General features: G+C 65.2%; 17 protein-coding genes and 1 pseudogene. 6 read left to right on the top strand and 12 right to left on the bottom strand.

Translation table 11 applies throughout. From position 1 onward, the window contains the following. Nucleotides 1-77 precede the first annotated feature (77 nt). Nucleotides 78-887, top strand: a complete 810-nt coding sequence (locus B8446_RS13615; RefSeq protein ID WP_048850522.1) for a hypothetical protein — start codon at nt 78-80, stop codon at nt 885-887. A 92-nt stretch (nt 888-979) separates the two neighbouring features. Here B8446_RS13615 and B8446_RS13610 read toward each other — a convergent pair whose 3' ends face one another. Further along, a complete protein-coding gene (locus B8446_RS13610; RefSeq protein WP_241767791.1) occupies nt 980-1717 on the bottom strand; it encodes a Crp/Fnr family transcriptional regulator in 738 nt (245 codons plus the stop codon). Nucleotides 1718-1904: 187 nt separating this feature from the next. On the opposite strand from B8446_RS13610, the gene B8446_RS13605 reads away from it, so the two are divergent. After that, nucleotides 1905-2678: an OmpW/AlkL family protein gene (locus tag B8446_RS13605; RefSeq protein ID WP_048850519.1), complete on the top strand. Its 774-nt coding sequence runs from the start codon at nt 1905-1907 to the stop codon at nt 2676-2678. Between the two features lie 186 nt (nt 2679-2864). Here the strand turns inward: B8446_RS13605 and B8446_RS13600 are convergent, their stop codons facing one another. Next, on the bottom strand, nt 2865-5186 hold the full coding sequence (locus B8446_RS13600; RefSeq protein ID WP_048850517.1) for an FdhF/YdeP family oxidoreductase: 2322 nt from the start codon (nt 5184-5186) through the stop codon (nt 2865-2867). Nucleotides 5187-5313: 127 nt separating this feature from the next. On the opposite strand from B8446_RS13600, the gene B8446_RS13595 reads away from it, so the two are divergent. After that, nucleotides 5314-5547, top strand: coding sequence for a hypothetical protein (locus B8446_RS13595; protein WP_048850515.1), 234 nt, complete (start codon nt 5314-5316; stop codon nt 5545-5547). Nucleotides 5548-5946: 399 nt separating this feature from the next. Here B8446_RS13595 and B8446_RS13590 read toward each other — a convergent pair whose 3' ends face one another. From B8446_RS13590 to B8446_RS16325, 4 genes are all read right to left on the bottom strand, one after another. Further along, the gene (locus B8446_RS13590; RefSeq protein ID WP_048850513.1) at nt 5947-7302 is read right to left on the bottom strand and encodes an 8-oxoguanine deaminase; all 1356 of its coding nucleotides are present in this window, start codon (nt 7300-7302) and stop codon (nt 5947-5949) included. Between the two features lie 460 nt (nt 7303-7762). Next, complete coding sequence (locus B8446_RS13585; protein WP_048850511.1) at nt 7763-8350, bottom strand: IMPACT family protein; 588 nt, start codon at nt 8348-8350, stop codon at nt 7763-7765. Continuing rightward, nucleotides 8350-9720, bottom strand: a complete 1371-nt coding sequence (locus B8446_RS13580) for a sodium:solute symporter family transporter (RefSeq protein ID WP_048850509.1) — start codon at nt 9718-9720, stop codon at nt 8350-8352. Before B8446_RS13580 ends, B8446_RS13585 begins: the two co-directional genes overlap by 1 nt. Further along, entirely contained in the window at nt 9717-9911 is a 195-nt protein-coding gene (locus B8446_RS16325) for a DUF3311 domain-containing protein (protein WP_048850507.1), read from the bottom strand. Before B8446_RS16325 ends, B8446_RS13580 begins: the two co-directional genes overlap by 4 nt. A 412-nt stretch (nt 9912-10323) precedes the next feature. Here B8446_RS16325 and B8446_RS13570 point away from each other — a divergent pair, with 412 nt between their 5' ends. Beyond that, the gene (locus B8446_RS13570; protein ID WP_048850807.1) at nt 10324-11235 is read left to right on the top strand and encodes a lysophospholipid acyltransferase family protein; all 912 of its coding nucleotides are present in this window, start codon (nt 10324-10326) and stop codon (nt 11233-11235) included. A 524-nt stretch (nt 11236-11759) separates the two neighbouring features. Here the strand turns inward: B8446_RS13570 and B8446_RS13565 are convergent. The 6 genes from B8446_RS13565 to B8446_RS13540 form a co-directional block, all read right to left on the bottom strand. Beyond that, the gene (locus B8446_RS13565; RefSeq protein WP_048850505.1) at nt 11760-12755 is read right to left on the bottom strand and encodes a peptidoglycan -binding protein; all 996 of its coding nucleotides are present in this window, start codon (nt 12753-12755) and stop codon (nt 11760-11762) included. A 6-nt stretch (nt 12756-12761) separates the two neighbouring features. Beyond that, complete coding sequence (locus B8446_RS13560) at nt 12762-13928, bottom strand: hypothetical protein (protein ID WP_048850502.1); 1167 nt, start codon at nt 13926-13928, stop codon at nt 12762-12764. Continuing rightward, a complete protein-coding gene (locus tag B8446_RS13555; protein WP_148506006.1) occupies nt 13925-14713 on the bottom strand; it encodes an OmpA family protein in 789 nt (262 codons plus the stop codon). The genes B8446_RS13560 and B8446_RS13555 overlap by 4 nt, the downstream gene beginning before the upstream one ends. A 53-nt stretch (nt 14714-14766) precedes the next feature. Next, on the bottom strand, nt 14767-15579 hold the full coding sequence (locus B8446_RS13550) for an inositol monophosphatase family protein (RefSeq protein ID WP_048850498.1): 813 nt from the start codon (nt 15577-15579) through the stop codon (nt 14767-14769). Nucleotides 15580-15634: 55 nt separating this feature from the next. Then, entirely contained in the window at nt 15635-16198 is a 564-nt protein-coding gene (efp, locus tag B8446_RS13545) for an elongation factor P (protein ID WP_048850496.1), read from the bottom strand. 91 nt (nt 16199-16289) lie between these two features. After that, the gene (locus B8446_RS13540; RefSeq protein WP_241767790.1) at nt 16290-17297 is read right to left on the bottom strand and encodes a lysine-2,3-aminomutase-like protein; all 1008 of its coding nucleotides are present in this window, start codon (nt 17295-17297) and stop codon (nt 16290-16292) included. A gap of 333 nt (nt 17298-17630) precedes the next feature. On the opposite strand from B8446_RS13540, the gene epmA reads away from it, so the two are divergent. Further along, the gene (gene epmA / locus B8446_RS13535; protein ID WP_048850806.1) at nt 17631-18650 is read left to right on the top strand and encodes an EF-P lysine aminoacylase EpmA; all 1020 of its coding nucleotides are present in this window, start codon (nt 17631-17633) and stop codon (nt 18648-18650) included. Nucleotides 18651-18775: 125 nt separating this feature from the next. Then, nucleotides 18776-19056, top strand: a pseudogene (locus tag B8446_RS13530) (hypothetical protein); the annotation flags it as partial.

Raw genomic sequence — 19056 nt, 5'->3', positions numbered from 1 at the left:
GAATCCTGATTGCTGCCGTTCATGAGCAGCCATTGCGGGGATCGGTCCACGGGTGGCCCTGAAGGAGTATCCGCATCATGTCTTCTGGTGATGGCGACAAACCAGTCTATATCGGCGGCGTCGTCGATCTGAAAAGTTTCACGAAACATGAGAAGATCGCGGGCCTCCTGAAGTCCGGGAAGGTCGGCTTCTACATGCAGGAGAGCGGCATTTTCGGCGCGTCCCTGAACGGTTCGCTCGAATCCATAGCAAAGGCGATGGCCGGAACCGGTCCGGGAGAAGCCGAGATCGGCCTCAAGGCCCCCGACTGGTTTACCGAGCACTGGGATGCCACATGGGTCAAGGCCGGGCTGTCGCCGACGCGCATCAACGTCATCATCGACTTCATGGCGGACGACTGGCTCAAGGACTTCAAGACGATGGTGGATATCGCGAAGACCCGCGGCGTGACGAGCCTGGCGCCGATCTTCTCGCCCAACGGCGATGACATGTCCCTCGATGATTTCGCTACGAACCCGGCTTATGCCGAAATTGCGGAGGCTGCTCTCTATGGTGGCGCGCTGACCCTTGATCCGCCCCCCAATTATTTCTTCTACCGTGGCGAGGCCTATCAGGAATTCTCGTATGGCCAGCTCCGCTGGGCCAGAGAAAACAACCTGCGCTCCACGGTGATCATGTCCCCTCACGGAGACAATCCGGACTTCCGCGAACATGCCATCGACTTTGTCGGCGCTTTCGAAAAGCACGATGCCCTGCCCAGTTCATGGGCCATCGAGATATATGACAGCGACAACAAGGTGGGTATCGGCAGTGCCCGCGAGCCCAACAGCATCGTCTCCGTTGCCCTGTGGCTGGCCGAGAATGCGCCGGTCGCAGGCTCTGAGTAACGTCGGCCACCAGATACCGGATATCTCACGGTAGTTGTCACAAGGGGCGCGCCTGCTGCCTGGCTGCGCCGCCCCGATGCCGTCCCCGGTCCTTATGACCCGGGTGTTGCGATCGTCTGCAGGCGTTCGAAATCGAGGACCCGCACCGCGTGCTGGGCATCGAGCGCGATCACCTGATCGCGGCCGAGCTGGCTGAGAGTGCGGCTGACGGTCTCGATCGTTAGCCCGAGATAATCCGCGATATCGGCCCGTGTCATCGGCAGAGCGGCGAACCGCTCCGCAGCGCACATGGCATGGCCGGAGGGCGGGACATGGGAGAGCAGGAAACTCGCAACCCGCTCGCGCGCGGTCTTGCGCCCGAGCAGCAGGATCTGGCTCTGGGCGCGTGAAAGCTCGCGCCCCGCTTCACGCAGCAGCCGATGCTCCAGTTCGGGAAAGCGCGTCATCAACGCATGCATGCGTGTGCGCGGGATCCGACAGGCGGTGATCGTGTCGATGGCCTCGACGCTTGCGGCATGAACGTCCGAGGCCGCAAGCCCGATGAAGTCGCCCGGGCCGGCGAAGCTCATGATCTGCCGTCGCCCGTCGGACAGAAGCTTGAACAGCTTGGCATTACCCGACGTGATGGTGAAGAAGTCGTGCGCGGGTGCGCCTTCCTCGACCAGAAGCTGGCCGGGCATGCGGATGATCTGGGTCGTGGCGCGGGCGAGATGGACGAGGTCGTCATCCGCGATTTCCGCGCAGACGCTGGCGCCCCGTGCATCGCATCGGGCGCAGCGGGCGACCATGGCAGGGAGCGGTGGCGCCGTGGGCGGCGGCGCATGCGTCACCACCGGAATGTCCGACGGGACGGTCCGGGCGGTCCATTGGACTGTGTGACCCTATGGTCACACAGGTAGGGCGCCACATCTTGCATCCCTCGTCGATACCGGGGCGGTTGATCCAGATCAAGGCATGGCGCGTCCTCGCGTGATCTTGAAGGGCCCAAGTTTCGCTCTCGTATGGATTTCCTGTCCCATGAAACATGCCCTCATCCTGGCCTCGGCTCTCTCCATGCTGCCCCTGGCCGCTCACGCACAGTCCAGCATGCAGGGTGCCTACGTGAACGCACCCGTGACCGCGCCGCTGACCAAGCCCATGTCGTCCAACGCGGGCTGCGGCCTGTTCGAGACGTGCGCCAACACCAAGATCGGCCTCGGGCGCGGCGACTTCCTGATCCGTGCGTCCGCGATCGGCGTGCTGCCTGAAGACATGTCCTCCAGCGTCGGCGTGATCGGCGGTCGCGTGAAGGCGACCAACCAGGTCATGCCGGAACTGACGTTCGAGTATTTCTTCTCCGACCACATCTCGCTCGACCTGATCGCCGCCAGCACGCGTCATGAACTGGCGGCCGAAGGCACGGCACTGGGCCATGTCGATGTGGGCAGCACCTGGGTCCTGCCGCCGACGCTGACGCTCGCGTGGCACTTCCGCCCGCACAAGCGCTTCAACCCCTATATCGGAGCGGGCATGACGCTCGCGTTCTTCTACAACATGCAGCCTGCCGGCGGCGCCGTGAACAAGCTCGACCTGCGGACCACCGTCGGCCCGGCCGCGGATATCGGTTTCGACTACCAGCTCGCGGGCAACTGGTTCCTCAATGTTGACGCCAAGCAGATGTTCCTCAGCGTCCCCGGCCGCCTGAACGATGGCGCCACCAACGGTGTCGCCGCTCCGTCCGGCCCGAGCATTCACGTGCGCGACAGCCTGAACCCGACGGTGGTCGGCATGGGTATCGGGTATCGGTTCTGATCAGACAGGCGGCGGCGCTCCGCTGCCTTGGGTCCGAAGAACGCCACGGAGTTCGGCTCCGTGGCGTTTTTTGTGTCCTGACGCTTGGGGTGCGCTGTGCGTGTGCCGGCACGCTTCCGGACCGGGGGCGGGCTTCAGATCACGGCCAGAACCTGAAGCAAGTCCGCTCGGTGTCTGGACAAATCTTCAGGAGATCATGTCCCGTCGGATCGTGACGGGGATCGACTTGGCAGCCGGCGTCTTGCTGCCGATCGCATAGTGACCCATGGGCAGCAGGACATTTGCTTCCGGATAGTAGGCGCCGATGCAGCCGACAGGAATGTCATACGGGATGATGGACAGGCCGCCATGACGGCGCTCGATGCCGTCGCGGGACACCGTCTGCAGTTCGATGCGATCGCCCGATGACAGGCTGAGCCGTTCGATATCGACCGTGTTCATGAAGACGATGTCGCGCGTTCCATGGATACCGCGGAAGCGGTCGGTGTAGCCGTAGACCGTCGTGTTGAACTGGTCGTTGCTGCGCAACGTCATCAGGTGGAACACGTCCTCGCCGTTGGAGGGCAGGTCCCGATCTTCGCCCAGCGATTTCGAGGTCGGCGTCATCAGGTTCGCCTTCCCGTTCTTCGTGTGCCAGCCGCGATGCCGTGCCGGCAGGGGGCGCTGGAATCCGCCGGGTTCCCACATGCGATCTTCGTAATCACTGAACGTATCGGGATAGGTTTCAGCAATGGCGCGGCGGACCAGGCTGTAATCCGCAATCCAGTCGTCCCAGGAAACCTTCGGATTGGGATCGAGCGTCGCCTTGGCGATCTCTCCGACCAGCCTGACTTCACTGATGAGATGACGGGAAGCGGGAAGACGCACGCCCCGGCTGCCATGGATGCAGCCTGATGTATCCTCCATCGAAAGCGCCTGCGGCCCGCATTCCGTCTTGTCGATCTCGATGCGTCCCAGCACCGGCAGGATGTAGCTCGTCGCGCCGGGCAGAAGCTGGCTGCGATTGAGCTTGGTTGCGATGTTGACCGTCAGCGGCATGTCCCGCCAGGCTTTTTCCATGCGCGGGCGATCGGGAACGGCACGGGCGAAGTTGCCGCCGAGCATGATGAAGGCCCGGATCTTGCCCTTCAGGATTTCCTCGCACGCTTCGACGGTATCCAGCCCCTTCGTCCGGGGCGGCTCGAAACCATATTGCTGCGCCAGCCGGTCGAGCGGCACGAGTTCCGGCTTTTCGGTAATGCCGACCGTCCGTTGCCCCTGCACGTTGGAGTGGCCGCGCACCGGACAGATGCCTGCACCCTGCTTGCCGATATTCCCGCGAAGCAACAGGAGATTGACGAGCATCTGCACGGTCTCGACACCTGCGCGATGCTGGGTGAGACCCATGCCATAGATGGCGATGGTGCTGTTCGAGTGCGCATACGTGACGGCAGTGGCTGTCAGGGCTGCGCGCGGAAGGCCCGAGATCCGCTCGATGGCCTGCCAGTCCTGCTTCCGCAACCAGGCCGAAAGCCTGTCGAAACCGTGTGTATGGCTGGCAATGAAATCCCGATCCAGCAGAGATGGCCGATGGTCCTGGATCGCCTTGTGATCGAGTTCGAGAAGTGCCTTGCAGATTCCAGTCAGCGCAGCGAGATCGCCGCCCGTCCTGACCTGATTGTAGGACGAGGAAATGGGCGTGGCTTCATGGGCGACCATTTCCGTGACGGACTGAGGGTTGGTGAAGCTCTCCAGCCCCCGCTCGCGCAAGGGATTGTAGGTGATGATGGGCACGCCGCGACGGCTGGCCTCCTGCAGCGGGTGCAGGATTCGCGGGCTGTTGCTGCCGGCGTTCTGGCCGAACGACAGGATGCATTCGGTCGTCGCGAAATCGTCCAGCGTCACCGTGCCGACGGGTACGCCGATGCTTTCAGGCAGGGCGACCGACGTGGTCTCGTGGCACATGTTCGAGCTGTCGGGCAGGTTGTTGTTGCCATAGAGGCGTGCAAACAGGCCGTACATGTAGCTTGCTTCATTCGAAGACCGCCCAGAGCTGTAGAAGACGACGTTTTCGCGATCCTCGATATCGTGCAGTTGCCGTCCGATATCGGCGACGGCATCTCCCCAGGAGACCGGAACGTATTTGTCTGTGGCCGCATCGTAGCGCATCGGATGGGTCAGGCGACCCTCCTGCTCCAGATGGTAATCGTCCCAGTCCAGCAGTTCCGTCACGGTATGTTCAGCAAAGAATGCAGGCGTGCAGCGCCGGCTTGTAATCTCCCAGGCCGTGGCCTTGACGCCGTTTTCGCAGAACTCGAACGGCAGGGGTTTGGCAGGCTTGATCCATGCGCAACTGACGCACTGGAACCCGTCGACCTTGTTCTGGCGGGTCAGCGTCAGCGCGCCGGATGCGGGATTGCCCTCGCGGCGCAGGATATTCGCGACAGAACGAGCGGATCCCCAGCCACCCGAAGGCGCAGTATAGGGTTTGAAATTCTTCGGCCGGGGAAGGTTGTTCTGTCTGCGCATGTTTTTCGCCTTTCGGCTTCGACCCAGAGCATCTCTCGTCGTTCCATGGCGTGCAACGTCATGGATGCACCAGCGTTCCGTCCCGAGCAGGGTCCGACAAAGCCTGCCGAAGAAGGAACAACGAGCCATGCCCGGGCAGTCATACATGATGGAAAAGGACCCCAAGGCCCGCCCTTCAGCCCTGGTGCGCGTCTGGCATCAGACCGTCATACCGGCGGCCATCAATGCCAGCGGCGCCATGGAGCACGTGGCGGAATTGTGGGCCGTGCTGATCAGGCGACATCCGGCGCCGCAGATCGGCCTGGGCCTTCTGCTGGGTCTGTCCATCAATTACGGCGTGACCAGACGCCGTCACACATGAGCGTCTGCCGCCGGATTTTCGCAGCGTCATGGTGAACCAGTTTTTCCGGGACGACGGCGCGGTGCCTGGAAGGACGATGTAACGAGACGCGCAGATAACGGCGCTATCCATGAGCCTTTGTAGCCCCTATCCCGGCAAGTGACCGGGGCCGGGATTGAGGAACTGATCGGATCGTCGTGACCACCGATTTTTCAGGTAAAATCGAAAAATTCCCGATCAATCCTGACTACATGCTGCTTCGCCGGCGTCATCGGTCAGGAACTCGATCCCACGGCGTTCGTTCGCCGCGTGCCGCATCCCAGCCGACTGTCTGACTGACGTCCGGATCCTGACCCGGACGCAGGCGCGCCGTCCCCTCGGCCATGGTGGTTCTGCAGGCAACAGCGGCCCTGACGTCTCTTATCCTTGTAGTCCCTGGATCCGCCGCGCCTCGCGGGCGTGATCGCGCAGTACGTCGGCCAGTCCGGCGAGCTGCGGCTCCCCGTTGTCCACGAGCACGCGCCCGTCCACGATCGTCGTGCCGGCAACCGCCGGGCCGCAGCGGAGCCAGGCTTCGACCGGATCGGTCAGGGCACCCGCGCGTGCGACAGGGTGGGCATCCCAGATAACCAGATCGGCGCAGGCGCCGGGCCGGAGATGGCCGAGCTCGTCTTCCCGGCCGAGGCAGGCGGCTCCGCCACGCGTCGCCATGTCGAGCGCATCGCGTGCCGTCATGGATTGCGGGCCATGGCGGAAGCGGCCCAGCAGCAGCGCCTGGCGCGTTTCCATCCACAGCGAGGCGGCATCGTTCGAGGCCGAGCCGTCGCAGCCCAGGCCCACGCGCAGACCGCGCCTGCGCATGTCCATCGCGTCCGCAGCCCCACCGCCGATCATCATGTTCGAGCACGGGCATTGCGCGACACAGACGCCGGCATGGGCAAGCCGGTCGATTTCCTCGGACGAGGGGAAGATGTAGTGCGCGACCCATGACCGCTTCGTCGCCCAGCCGACGCGCTCGAAGTATTCGGTCGGCGTGCAGCCATAGACGCGGGCGCAGTATTCGTCCTCGTCCGGGTCTTCGGCGAGATGGGTATGCAGGCGCACATCGTGCCTGTCGGCAAGTTTCGCCGATTCCACCATAATCCGTTCGGACACGCTGAACAGAGAACACGGCGCCAGCGCCACGCGGTTCATGGCGCCGGGCCGTGTGTCGTGGAAGGTTCCGATCAGGCGCTCGCTGTCGGCGAGGATCGTGTCCTCGTCCTGCACCACGGATTTCGGCGGCAGGCCGCCATCCTCGATAGAGCGCGTCATGGAACCGCGTGTCGCGTGGAAGCGGAAGCCGATCGCGTTGGCGGCCCGGAACTGCGCATCGATCAGCTTCGGCTTCGGATGGACATACATATGGTCCATCGAGGTGGTGCACCCACCCATCAGCAGTTCGACCATCGCGACATAGGTCGAGAGATAGACGGATTCGTCATCCAGCCCGGCCCAGAGCGGATAGAGCGTGGTCAGCCACTGGAACAATGTGCCGTTAACGGCCGGCGCATAGGCGCGCGTCAGGTTCTGGTACATGTGATGGTGGGCGTTGATCAGCCCGGGCGTGACCAGCCGTCCCCTGGCCGACAATGTTCGCGCGGCGGACGGCGGCGGCTCGGCCGTGGTGCCTGCGGAATGGACGCGGCGATCCTTGATCGCAATCCAGCCGCCGGGAATTTCGTAATCGCGGTCGAGATACAGGTAGGCGTCGGTAATCAGCAGATCGACGTGCATGGCGGTCGCCCTTCTCACGGCTGTCGAACGACACAAAGGCGGATCGGCCTTCGTCGTCTCGCAATGAGCCCTGTCCCGGAGGCGCGACACTCCGGATCGTCATCGAACAGGTGTTGAACGGGCGGTGTGGACCCAATGCTATCACCGGGCAGCCAGATGACGCGACGGTTTTTCGCGTGCCTGCGTCACATCGTGTGTTGCGCGGCCCGGCACCGGTGCGCTGCCTGTGTCACAGGCGCTATGTCTCACGCAGTGGCACGGGGGCGGTTCCTGTGTCTCTCCAGCGCCACGTCGGCTGGTCGCGCGAAACTGTTCCATATCGGAGCGCTTGTGGGCCCCATGAGGGCGGGGCTTTTGGCGGAACGTGCTGTTCGCACGCCTCCGACTGGCCGCGTATGCTCCACGGCGAGGAAGACGTCATCAGGCAGCCAGTTATGGCCCGGCCTGCCCCACCCCACTGTCAGTCGTCTTCGCGTGCGATCGGAACCTGCCCGCGGGTAAGATCGCGCAGATTGTCCATGATCTCGTCGGCACGCGCGGTCGGAAGCGCCAATGTGAGGGCCGCGCCGGTTGCATCGAAATCGCAGCTGTCCTCGGTCGCATCCCAGACCGCGAGCCGGGACTGGACGATGGCGAGATCCGAGAACGGACAGTGGAACCGCAGCCGCGTCATGGCGACGATCGGGGCCGAGGCGGTCTCGCGCAGGCAGCTTGCCGCCGTCCCGCCATAAGCGCGCACGAGGCCGCCCGCACCGAGCTTCACGCCGCCATACCAGCGCGTGACGACCACCATGACCTGATCGAAATCCAGCATGTCGATTGCGGACAAAATCGGCCGCCCCGCCGTGCCGCCTGGCTCGCCGGCGTCGAAGCTGCGGAAAACGGACCCCACGCGATAGGCCCAGGCCTGATGCGTCGCCTCGGGCTCGCGGATCGTCTCGAGAAAGGCGAGCGCGGTGTCGGCACTGGAAGCAGGGGCGACGTCAGCGCGAAAGCGGCTGTGCCGGATATCCACCTCCAGCACGTGATGGGCGAGCGGACGCTGCATCAGGCGGTGCGGCGCAGGCCGGTCGCAACGATTGCGGCATTCAGCACAAGCCCGATCAGGCCGGCGTTGATCCCTGCGCAGTCAAACCCGCCGAGGAACAGGCTGACGCCAACTGCATCCCCGACGATCAGGCCCAGGGCCAGCCGGACCGGCGACACCGGACGGGCAAGGCCGATCACGATCGCGCCCGGCAGGAACTGCGTGATACCGAGATAGGTGAGGTTGTTCAGCGTCACGATCAGGCCGGGTAGGGCGAGGGCCGCGGCCATGGACAGCACGAGATAGCCGACCATCGCGCCCTGGGCGTAGGCCTTCTGTTTCGTCTCCGGCAGCTGCGGCAGCAGGTTGCGCGAAATCAGCGGCCCGATGGCCAGACACGTGCCGGCCAGCACGACGAGGCCCGCCAGTGCCGCGGCCCCCGCGGCCAGTCCCAGCAGTCCCGGGGACAGCAGCGTTCGAGCCGAGGCGATGAAGGCGTCGTTGGGCGAGCCGAGCGGGACGGCGCTGGCCCGCGCGGCGAGCGCCACGAGGGTCAGTGCCGGAAACATCGCCATGTAGAGCGGCATCGGGATCTGCGCGCGACGGATCGCGCGGGCCGACCGGGCCGTGAAAATGTAGGCCATGGTCAGCGGCGACATGTAGAGGCCAAGTGCCTGGAAGATCGTCGTCGTGATCGCATACCGCTCCTGATGTGGCGTCAGCAGCGGGCCGTCGGGTGGTATGGCGGGCCAGGCGCGGGCAAGGCTTCCCGGCGGAAATCCGGCCATCAGCACGGCGCCCGCGACCAGCGCGATCGCTCCGATCAGCAGCGCGTCCTTCAGCACGGAGACATAGGCCGGCGCCCGCACGCCCGACAGGGCAAGATAGGCAAAGGCCAGCACACCGGCACCGCCCATCAGTCCCGCTCGCGGCAGATGCAGCCCCAGCCCGGACAGCGCCACGTTCAGGCCTGCAAACTGCATGGCGCCCCAAGGGATCAGGAACCCGATGGCGCAGAGGGCCACGAGAATCTCGAGCCCCCGGCTGCGCGTATGGCCGCCGTAGAGATCGGCAAGCGTCAGCGCATCCAGCCGTTTCGCCGCCCGCCAGATCAGCGGGTTGACCAGATAGCCCACAGGCACGGACAGGACGAGATAGCCCACGAACCAGACCGCGAACGGAAGCCCGCGCGCATAGACCCCGCCGGGAAAGCCCAGCAACCCGCCGATGCTGTAGGTCTCGCCGACAGACAGGAAGAACACCAGCACCGCACCGAACTGGCGCGACGCGGTAAAATACTCGCGCAGGGAAGGGTGGGCATGCCCCCGGCGGGATGCCCAGGCCAGAACAAGCGACAGCGCGATGACCAGGGCGAAGACGAGCGTCGTCATGACGCGTCCTCGTCCGTCCGGTCGCGGTCGAACAGGATCCATGCCGCCCACAGGCAGAGCGTGGTGCCGAGGAACCACAGGAACAGCCAGTCGAGCAGGACCGGCATGCCGAACAGCATGGCGTGGCTGCGGTCGAGGACCGGTATGGCGCCCAGAACGGCAAGGCCGGGGAGGCCGAGCACAAGGGCCATGCGCGAAAGAACTGCGCGTCCAGGGGCGCGGGGAGGCGGAACGGAGCTCAGGGTACAGATCTCTTGCCGAAAGGTCGCTCGTTGCGTGGTCGCATCAGGGTAACAGGAGCAGGCCGGCCTGTCTGCCGCAAGGCTCTTCTGGTGAAGACATATGTATGCAGTCCGGACCGCCGGACACATCAGGCAGGGCGGTCTGTCGTTTCTTGCCGAACGACAGGTCATATCATGTGCTGTAGTTGGACAGTCCTGTAAGAAAACGAATATATTATCGGCCTTGTGACAGTAATTATTCTGTCGGACTACTCATGGTTCATTTGGTTTGGGAGTTACACATTCCGTACGTATCCGTATTGTATTTTGCGACGATACGATTCGTCTTAGCGAGTAACATGGACCTGTGTCATGGTTCTGCATGACGACACGCCTGCAACCGACCCATCGCCTGTCATATCGTGTTCTGTCCGTCGTCCTGCGCGGTGCGATCGGCTGTCTCCGGCTCGCCGGCGCATCAAATGCGTCCGCGGCCGGCGGCTATCTGGCACGAACGATCGGCATGCGGCTGCGGGCAACATCCGTCGCCGAGCGCAACCTTCGACAGGCCATGCCGGAACTCGATGCGGCCGGCCGCAGGGCCGTCATTCGCGACGTGTGGGACAATCTCGGCCGGACCGTTGCCGAACTGCCCCATCTGCGTGATTTCAGGCGGACCGCGAGCGGCCCCGGCTGGGAGATCGAGGGTGAAGCACATATCCGCGCCTTGCAGGCATCCAACAGGCAGGCGCTCTTCTTTTCCGGGCATCTCGGTAACTGGGAACTCATTCTGCCGATCGCCTCGCGCCTCGGTCTTCCCGTGTCGGGATTTTACCGGGAATCGTCCAACCCCGTCGTCGATCGTGTCGTGCAGGCCATGCGTCGGCGGGCCCTGAATCCCGACAGCAAGCTGTTTCCCAAAGGGGCCTATGGCGCCCGTCAGGCCGTCTCCCATCTCCAGCGCGGCGGCTCCCTCGGGTTTCTCGTCGATCAGAAGATGAACGACGGGGTTGCAATCCCCTTCTTCGGCCGGGATGCCATGACAGCGCCGGCAGTGGCGCAGCTCGCCCTGCGGTTCGATCTTCCGATCATCCCGGTTCAGGTCCTCAGGCTCGGCGGTGGCCGGTTCCGGATGGTCTGCGAAGCGCCGCTCGATGTTGCACGCAGTGGAACGCGGCAGAGCGATATCCGCGCGATCTGTATCGCCATGAACGAAACGCTCGAACGCTGGATTCGTGCGCGTCCTGGCTCCTGGCTCTGGGTTCACCGGCGTTGGCCAAAAGAAGCTGGGTAACCTGAGCGCCCAGGACATCGTGGCCGCAAGCAGGTTCGCAAGCTCGCTACAGCGGTAGCGACGTGGTCCCCAGACTGTTGAGCGGATCAGGTTCAGGCGGGACAACTGCAAACGCGTGTGGTGCGGTCTCGGCGACGGAGATTGTTTCGGCGTCTCCAGGCAGCTTCAGATGCATCGCTGCGCGCTTTGATGAGCCGTCTCGGCGACCATCCGCGAGTGCCTTGAGCGCCATTGTGGCGTCTCGTGCCGGAGAACCGCTTTCACAGGGTCGGACGGGCCTTCTGTGGCGATGGGCATCATCATGACAGGGACACCCGCGGGCCCATGCGGAAATTTCTGTCCGGCATTTCAGCCGCAAAGGCGCGATATCAGGACATCGGGACGTTCGCAGAGCGCACATGGTCGTCCGATAGTCAGGCCATCCCGCTCCAATCGGATGGCCACAGTTTCTGATCGCTTACGATCAGAAACTGTGGCCAGTCCAGACTGTCCCGTCGATCGCATCCGGCCTTGTGCACGCAAGATCAGCGATCCGTCAGGCGGAACTCGATGCGGCGGTTGCGGGCATAGGCGGCCTGTGTGCTGCTGGTATCCAGCGGCTGATAGTCGGCGAAGCCGGTCGCGGCGAGATGATGCGGATCGACGCCCTCGCTGATGAGCACGCGCACCACGGTGATCGCGCGCTCGGATGACAGCTCCCAGTTGCTCGCGAACGTCCCGTGGATCGGCTGGCGATCGGCATGGCCGTCCACCCGCAGGATCCACGGGATGTCGGTCGGAATCTGGGACGAGACCTGCTTGAAGGTGCGCGCGAGGGTGCGGATCTCGCGCGTGCCTTCCGGTGTCAGGTCGGCGCTGCCCTGCGGGAACAGGACTTCGGACTGGAACACGAAGCGGTCGCCGACGATCTCGACGCCCTTCTGGTTCTTCAGGATGTCGCGCATCCGGCCGAAGAATTCCGAGCGATAGCGTTTGAGCTGATTGACGCGATCGGCCAGCGCAAGATTGAGCTTGTTGCCGAGATCGTTGATCTGCTGATCGCGCGCGGTCAGATCCTTCTTCGCGATGTCCAGCGCGGCGGTGATCGCCGCCAGCTGCTGGTTCAGTTCGGCCAGCTGCTGGTTGAGCTGCGTGATCTGCTGCGCCTCGGACTCATTGGTCTGTCCGGCGGACGCGAGAGCCGCGTCCTTCTGCGTGATCTGGCCAGTGAGGGTCGCGATCTGGCCGGACAGGGCCGCGGCCTCGGCGCGCGTCTTGTCGCGCTCCTCGGTCAGGGACGCGACATTCAGGCCGAGCGCGCGGCTCTTGCCCTGCTCCATGGCGAGCATGGCGGACAGCTGCGCCATCTCCTTCTGAAGCGCATCGAGCGTATGCTGGCGCTTGGACAGCGAGACGGACAGGAAGGCCTGCCCGAGCACGAAGACCAGCAGAACGAACGTGACGACCATGAGCAGCGTGGACAGCGCGTCCACGTAGCCGGGCCAGACGTCGAGGTGAAAGGTGCGACGGCGGCGCGCCATGGCCGATCAGCCCGGGTTGGTGTTGGTGGTCAGCCCCGACGAGGCTGCAATCGTCCGGGCGAGCAGGCGCAGGTCGTTGCGGATCTCCCCGGTGGCCTGTGCGCGGCCCTGATGAAGTTCTTCGATCAGCTTGCCGATCATACCTTCGATGGACCGGAGCTGATCGCGCTGGGCGCGGCCTTCCTCGAACGCGGGCGTGCCGGGCGTACGGGCTTCGCCGGAGTGACGCAGGAAGGCCAGCAGGGCGGTCTGCGTGTCCGTGTTGCGGGCCATCAGTTCCCGATTGGCCTGCAGCAGTTCGGTCATGCTGCCAAGGCGTTCCTGAAGCCGGTCGAGGCTCTGAAGCTGGCGCACACGCCCTTCCTCGCCGCGCGACAGCACGTTCTGCAGCGTCTCGAGGTTTTCGGCGGTCTGTTCCAGCAGCGCCTGCACATAGGCCGGGATCGGAGCCTCGGAGCCTTCAACCGACGCGCCACCCGCGATGCGGGTCACGGTTGCAAGCCACTCCTCGAGCTCGTTGAAGAAGCGATTTTGCGCCTGTCCCGCCGTCAGGTCGAGGAAGCCGAGCACCAGGGCCGAGGCGAGGCCGTACATCGAGCCGGAGAAGGCGGTCGCCATGCCATGCAGCGGCTGGGCGAGGCCGGATTTGAGCTGGTCGAACATCGGGCCGACATCGCCGCTGCCGATCGACATGTCGCCAATGACGCCTGCGATCGAACTGACCGTGAGCAGCAGGCCGTAGAACGTGCCCAGCAGGCCGAGGAAGATCAGCAGGCCCGTCATGTAGCGCGAAATCTCGCGCGATTCGTCCAGGCGCGCCGACAGGCTGTCGAGCAGGGCCTGCGACGCATGGGTCGAGAGCGTCAGCCGGTCGGTGCGGTTGCGGGCCGAAAGCATGCCCGCCATGGGCGCCAGAAGGCGCGGCGGCGGCGGCGGCGCAAGGCCGGTCCGGGGATGGCGCAGGGTCTCGATCCAGCGCACTTCCGGCAGGAGGCGCTGAACGAGGCGCAGGTTGTAGGCGATGCCGAAGAGCAGGATCACGAGGATCAGCCCGTTGAGCAACGGGTTGTTGAAGAACGCCGTATACAGCGTGCGGCCCAGCAGGGCGGCAACCAGAACTGCCGCGATCAGAAAGGCGGCCATGCGCACGAGATAGAGCGTCGGTTTGGTCACGGAGCGGTGGCCTTCTGCGCGGAAGCGGTGGGAACGGGTGGCGGGCCGGGATCTCCGGCATAGGTCAGGTCGATCCGGTCGGTCGGCGCCCCCGTATCCGCCCCTGTTTTCGGGGGGAGACCGATCGGGCGCGGATAGATCCGGGTCGGTGCGATTCCATCGTTGATGAGAATCGCGCGCGCATTCAATGCCCGTGCGAGCGAAATTCGTCTTGGAACCGAAAGATCGTCTTCCGTCCCGTGGGCGTAGGCCAGAATCGAGACGCGTTGCAATGGATTGTCACGCAGATGCTGCGCCACGGCATGCAGCGAATCGATCATCTCCTGGCTCATGTCGGCACTGTCGGCGCCGAACGTGACACGCAGGCCGTTGTCGATCGGCGCGACCGACCCTTGCGCGTCTTTCACCGCTGTGACCGGCGGCGGCGGCGGCGGTGGATGCAGCGGAACCAGCACGCCGGGAGGCGGGATCACGACAGGTGGCGGCGGATGATCCGGGACACTCGGGGGATTGCGCAGCCCGGTGTTGGGGGCGGCCGCAGGTTTCGCCGCGGCCGTGCGGGGCGAAGAATGCGCTGGAGCGCTGGAAGGCTTCGGGCGAGTGCGGCTGCCGGACGGAGCGGCCTTGGGCGCGGCTTTCTGGGCCGGCGCCGGGCCAAGGGCATCCAGATTGCTCGACACCTGCGCCCAGGCTGCCGGTCCGGGGCCGACAGCGGAGGCAGCGATCAGGGCCGCGAGAGCAGAAAACGCGCGGGAACGCACGGGGAAACGAAACGGCCTTGGCATGATGGGCGCGATCCTAAACACGGCCCGTGCGGCGCGGCAAATGGAGCAGGGCGTCAGGCGGTGCGGGTCAGGGCCTCGGCCACGATCTCGCGCAGGGGAGCGTGCAGATGCGTATTGCCCGCGACCACGTTGACGTCGTGGTCGAGCGCGCCGAGATCCCGTCCGGCCTCGTCGGTCGCATAGCCGCCGGCCTCGCGGACGATCAGCAGGCCTGCCGCGCAATCCCACGGCTTGAGGCCGAATTCCCAGAATCCGTCATAACGGCCGGCCGCGACCCAGGCGAGGTCGAGGGCCGCGGCGCCGAAGCGGCGAATGCCCGCGACCTGCGGCATCAGGGTGCCCAGCACGCGGGCGAAGGGCAGCCGGCGCGAGCCGGGTACCTTGGCAAACGGGATGCCGGTTGCGAACACCGCCTCGATCATGTCGCGGCGGGCCGAAACACGCAGACGACGCTCGTTGAGGAACGCGCCCACGCCCTTCTCGGCCCAGAACATCTCGTTGTTGACCGGGTTGTAGATCAGGCCGGCCGCCAGCTCGACGGTGCCGTCCGGCAGGCGGCGCTGCAGGCCGATCGAAATCGCCCAGTGCGGAATGCCGTGCAGAAAGTTCGTCGTCCCGTCGAGCGGATCGACGATCCAGCGCCACGTCCAGTTGTCACCGCCTGACGAGCCACTCTCTTCCATGAGAAACGCATAGCCCGGACGCGCGCGGGCCAGATCCTCGCGGATCGAGGCTTCGGCGCGCATGTCGGCCTGGCTGACGAAATCGCCCGGGCCCTTGATGCTGACCTGGAGCTGCTCGACTTCGGCGAAGTCGCGCAGGAGCCGCTTGGCGGCTTTCTGGGCAGCCATCTGCATGACGGTCATGTGCGGCGAAAGGCGGGGCACGGCGGCTCCTCGAAAAACGGTGCGGGGGTCTGTCTTACTTCGCGCGCTCGACGTAGCTCGCGTCGTCCGTGCGGACGACGACGCGCTCGCCGGCCTCGATGAACGGCGGCACCAGCGTCTTCACGCCGTTGGACAGCAGGGCGGGCTTGTAGGACGAGGACGCGGTCTGACCCTTGACCACCGGATCAGCCTCGGTGATCTCGAGGGTCACCTGCGGCGGCAGCGAGACGCCGACCGCATCGCCTTCGACGAGCTTGACGTTCAGCGGCATGTTGTCCTGCAGGAACGGCAGCTGCTCGCCGAACAGGTCCTTGTGCAGCAGCACCTGCTCGAACGTCTCCGGATCCATCAGGACGATGTTGTCGCCGTCCTCGTAGGAATAGGTGTAGTCCTTGTCCTCGGTCATCAGGCGCTCGACCGTGTCGGCGGTGCGCCACCGCTCGTTGGTCTTGTTGCCTGTCTTGAGGTCGCGCATCTCCACCTGAATGAAGGCGCCACCCTTGCCCGGGGTGATGATCTGCTGCTTGAGCACGGTCCAGCGGCGGCCGTCATGTTCGATGACCTGGCCGGCGCGGATCAGGTTGGCCTGCTGCTTCATGGATCGTATCCCAGGTTTCTGGCGGATGGCGCCGGATGGAGGTCGCGGAAATCGAGGGGGCTTCTAACGCCCCGCATCGGGAAGGGCAAGCTCAGGCAGGTATCCAGCGACCGTCGCGATCGCGATATTCCGGGCCGAGCGGCACCTTGCCATGGCCGCCGGGGATATCGAGCACATAGGTCGGCCAGGCCAGGCCGGTCACCCGTCCGCGTAGCGATGCGAGCAGGGCACGCCCTTCCCCGATCGGAACATGGAAGTGCGACGTGCCCGGCGCGGCGTCGAGCTGATGCAGGTAATAAGGCTTCACCCGCGCGGTGACGAGCGCGCGCAACAGGGCCTCCAGCGCCTCCGGCGTATCGTTTACGCCCCGCAGCAGCACGGACTGGCCCAGCACCGGGATCGCGCGCGACTGGATGCGCCGCAGCGCCGCGCGGGCATCGGGCGTCAGCTCGCGCGCGTGGTTCGCATGCACGACGACCCACATCGCCCGATCGGTTTCCAGCGCGTCCAGCATGTCGCCCGAAACGCGCGCCGGATCGGCGACCGGCACGCGGGTATGGATCCGGATCGTCCGCACATGATCCATGGACGACAGCGCGGAGATGATCTCGCGCAGGCGGCGCGGGCTCAGCATCAGCGGATCGCCTCCTGTCAGGATCACTTCCGTGATGGCCGGCCGTGCGCGGAGCCAGGCGAGCGCGCGGGTCAGATCCTCATCCGACAGCACGCCGCCGCCTGGCCCCACATGCTCGCGTCGGAAGCAGAACCGGCAATAGAGCGGACAGACCAGAAGCGGCTTGAGCAATGCGCGATCGGGGTAGCGGTGCACGATGCCCGGGATCGGCGACAGTGCGTCGTCGCCGATCGGATCGGCCTGTTCATGCGGCGCCGTGTGCAGCTCCCGCGCGTCGGGGATGACCTGACGGCCGATCGGGTCGTCCGGGTGTTCGATCAGATCGGCGAATGCGGGCGGAACGGCCGTGGCATAGCGGGCCGAGACCGCATCGAGCGCTTCGCGATCCCGGGGCTGGACAAGACCGGCCTCGATCAGGGCGTCTGTCGTGCGGAGCACACGGGGCGCGCCGTCTCTGCGAAGCACGCGGGGTACGCCATCTCTGCGCTGCATAGGATGCGCCTCTTCCCCCTGCTGCGCGTGATGGGCTTGGCCCTCGCACGGCAGGCGGCCGGGCTCATCGCTGCAAGGCGTGCGACCATCGTCTTCAATGTGAAGGACATGGCCGTTGCCCGGAGATAGGCCGTGCTTGCCGGTTTCGGCGCCGGGCACGGACGCGCGGATCGCCTTGGCTGCAAGGGCGCTGTCGGATGGGGAGCGGGACATGCGGCCGCTTTACGCGCGCTGCAGGCACGGATGCAACGGGTCTTCCCGGGGCTGCGGCTTGACGTGCGGGCGCGACGGTGGCGTGTTCGCCCGATGACCGTTGCGCCATCCCAACCACCTGCGGCACGCGATTCGGCGTTGGCGCGCATGGCCGAGCGCCTGCCGCTCCTGCGGCGGCGCGCGGAGATTGTAGCGGATGTGCGGGGCTTTTTCGCTCGGCGCGGCTGCCTCGAGGTCGAGACGCCGTATGTGGTGCCGACGCCGGGGGAGGAAGTGCACCTGCGCGTCTTCCGCACGGAGCTCGAAGCGCCCGATGGCACGCGCGGGCTCCGCTTTCTGCACACCAGCCCCGAATTCGCGATGAAGCGGATCCTGGCCGCAACCGGTGTTCCCGTCTTCCAGCTGGCCCGTGTCTGGCGCAACGGGGAGGCGAGTGACCTGCACGCGCCGGAATTCACCATGCTCGAATGGTACCGGCCCGGCTTCGATCTCGAGGCCATGATGGACGAGACCGAGGCGCTGGTGCGAGCGATCCTGCCGCCGGTCGTGCAGCGCGGTACAGACAGCGTCGAGATCACCGGTGCGTTCGAGCGATTGACGATGCAGGAGGCCTTTGCCCGCCATGTCGGCGCGGACCTGCTCGGCACGATCGGCGATGCGAAGGCGCTGGCCGGACAGGCAGGTGCCGTTCTGCGGGCGGACGAAACCTGGGAAGACCTGTTCTTCCGGCTTCTGCTCGAACGGGTCGAGCCGGTCATCGGCCGGACGCGGCCGACCTTCCTGACGCATTGGCCGAAGCCCCAGGCCGCGCTGGCCCGGACGGACCCGGACGATCCCCGCGCTGCACTCCGGTTCGAGCTTTATGTCGCCGGCGTGGAGCTTGCGAATGCCTTCGAGGAACTGACGGATGCCGTCGAGCAACGGGTCCGGTTCGAGGAGGATCGCGCGCGTCGCGTAGAATTGTATCCGGATCAGGATTGGCCGATGGACGAATGCCTTCTCGCCGCGTTGCCGTCGATGCCGGCAGGCAGCGGCATCGCGCTCGGACTGGACCGGCTGGTCATGCTGGCGGTTGGCGCGCCGCGGCTCTGTGACATAATGTGGCTGCGCTAAAGGATTCGTAATCTATAACGAGTTTAATAAACCCTGGCGGAAAACTGCGCGTAAACTGCCACGAAACGCACACCCTCCGGCCTCAAGCCGGCACCTCGACCTTCAGACGATCGGTAAACGACCCAATGAAAACTTCACGTCTCGTTCCGTTTGCCGCCTTGCTGGCATTGACTGCATGCGAGGTCCCGACGGCAGCCCAGCGTCGCCAGCTTGATGCCATGGTCGGCAAGTCCGAGGTGGATGTCCTGCGTCAGTTCGGCGTGCCGCAGCGGTCGTTCCAGGCAAGCGGCCACAACTTCCTCGCCTACATCGACAACCAGACCAACTACTCCGGTGGCGGCGGCTGGGGCTGGGGCTGGGGTGGCGGCCCCTGGGGCGGCGGCTGGGGTGGTGGCTGGGGCGGCTG

This window comes from Tanticharoenia sakaeratensis NBRC 103193, from assembly GCF_000963885.1.
Lineage (GTDB): Bacteria > Pseudomonadota > Alphaproteobacteria > Acetobacterales > Acetobacteraceae > Tanticharoenia > Tanticharoenia sakaeratensis.
This window is presented reverse-complemented; position numbering and strand designations above follow the sequence as displayed.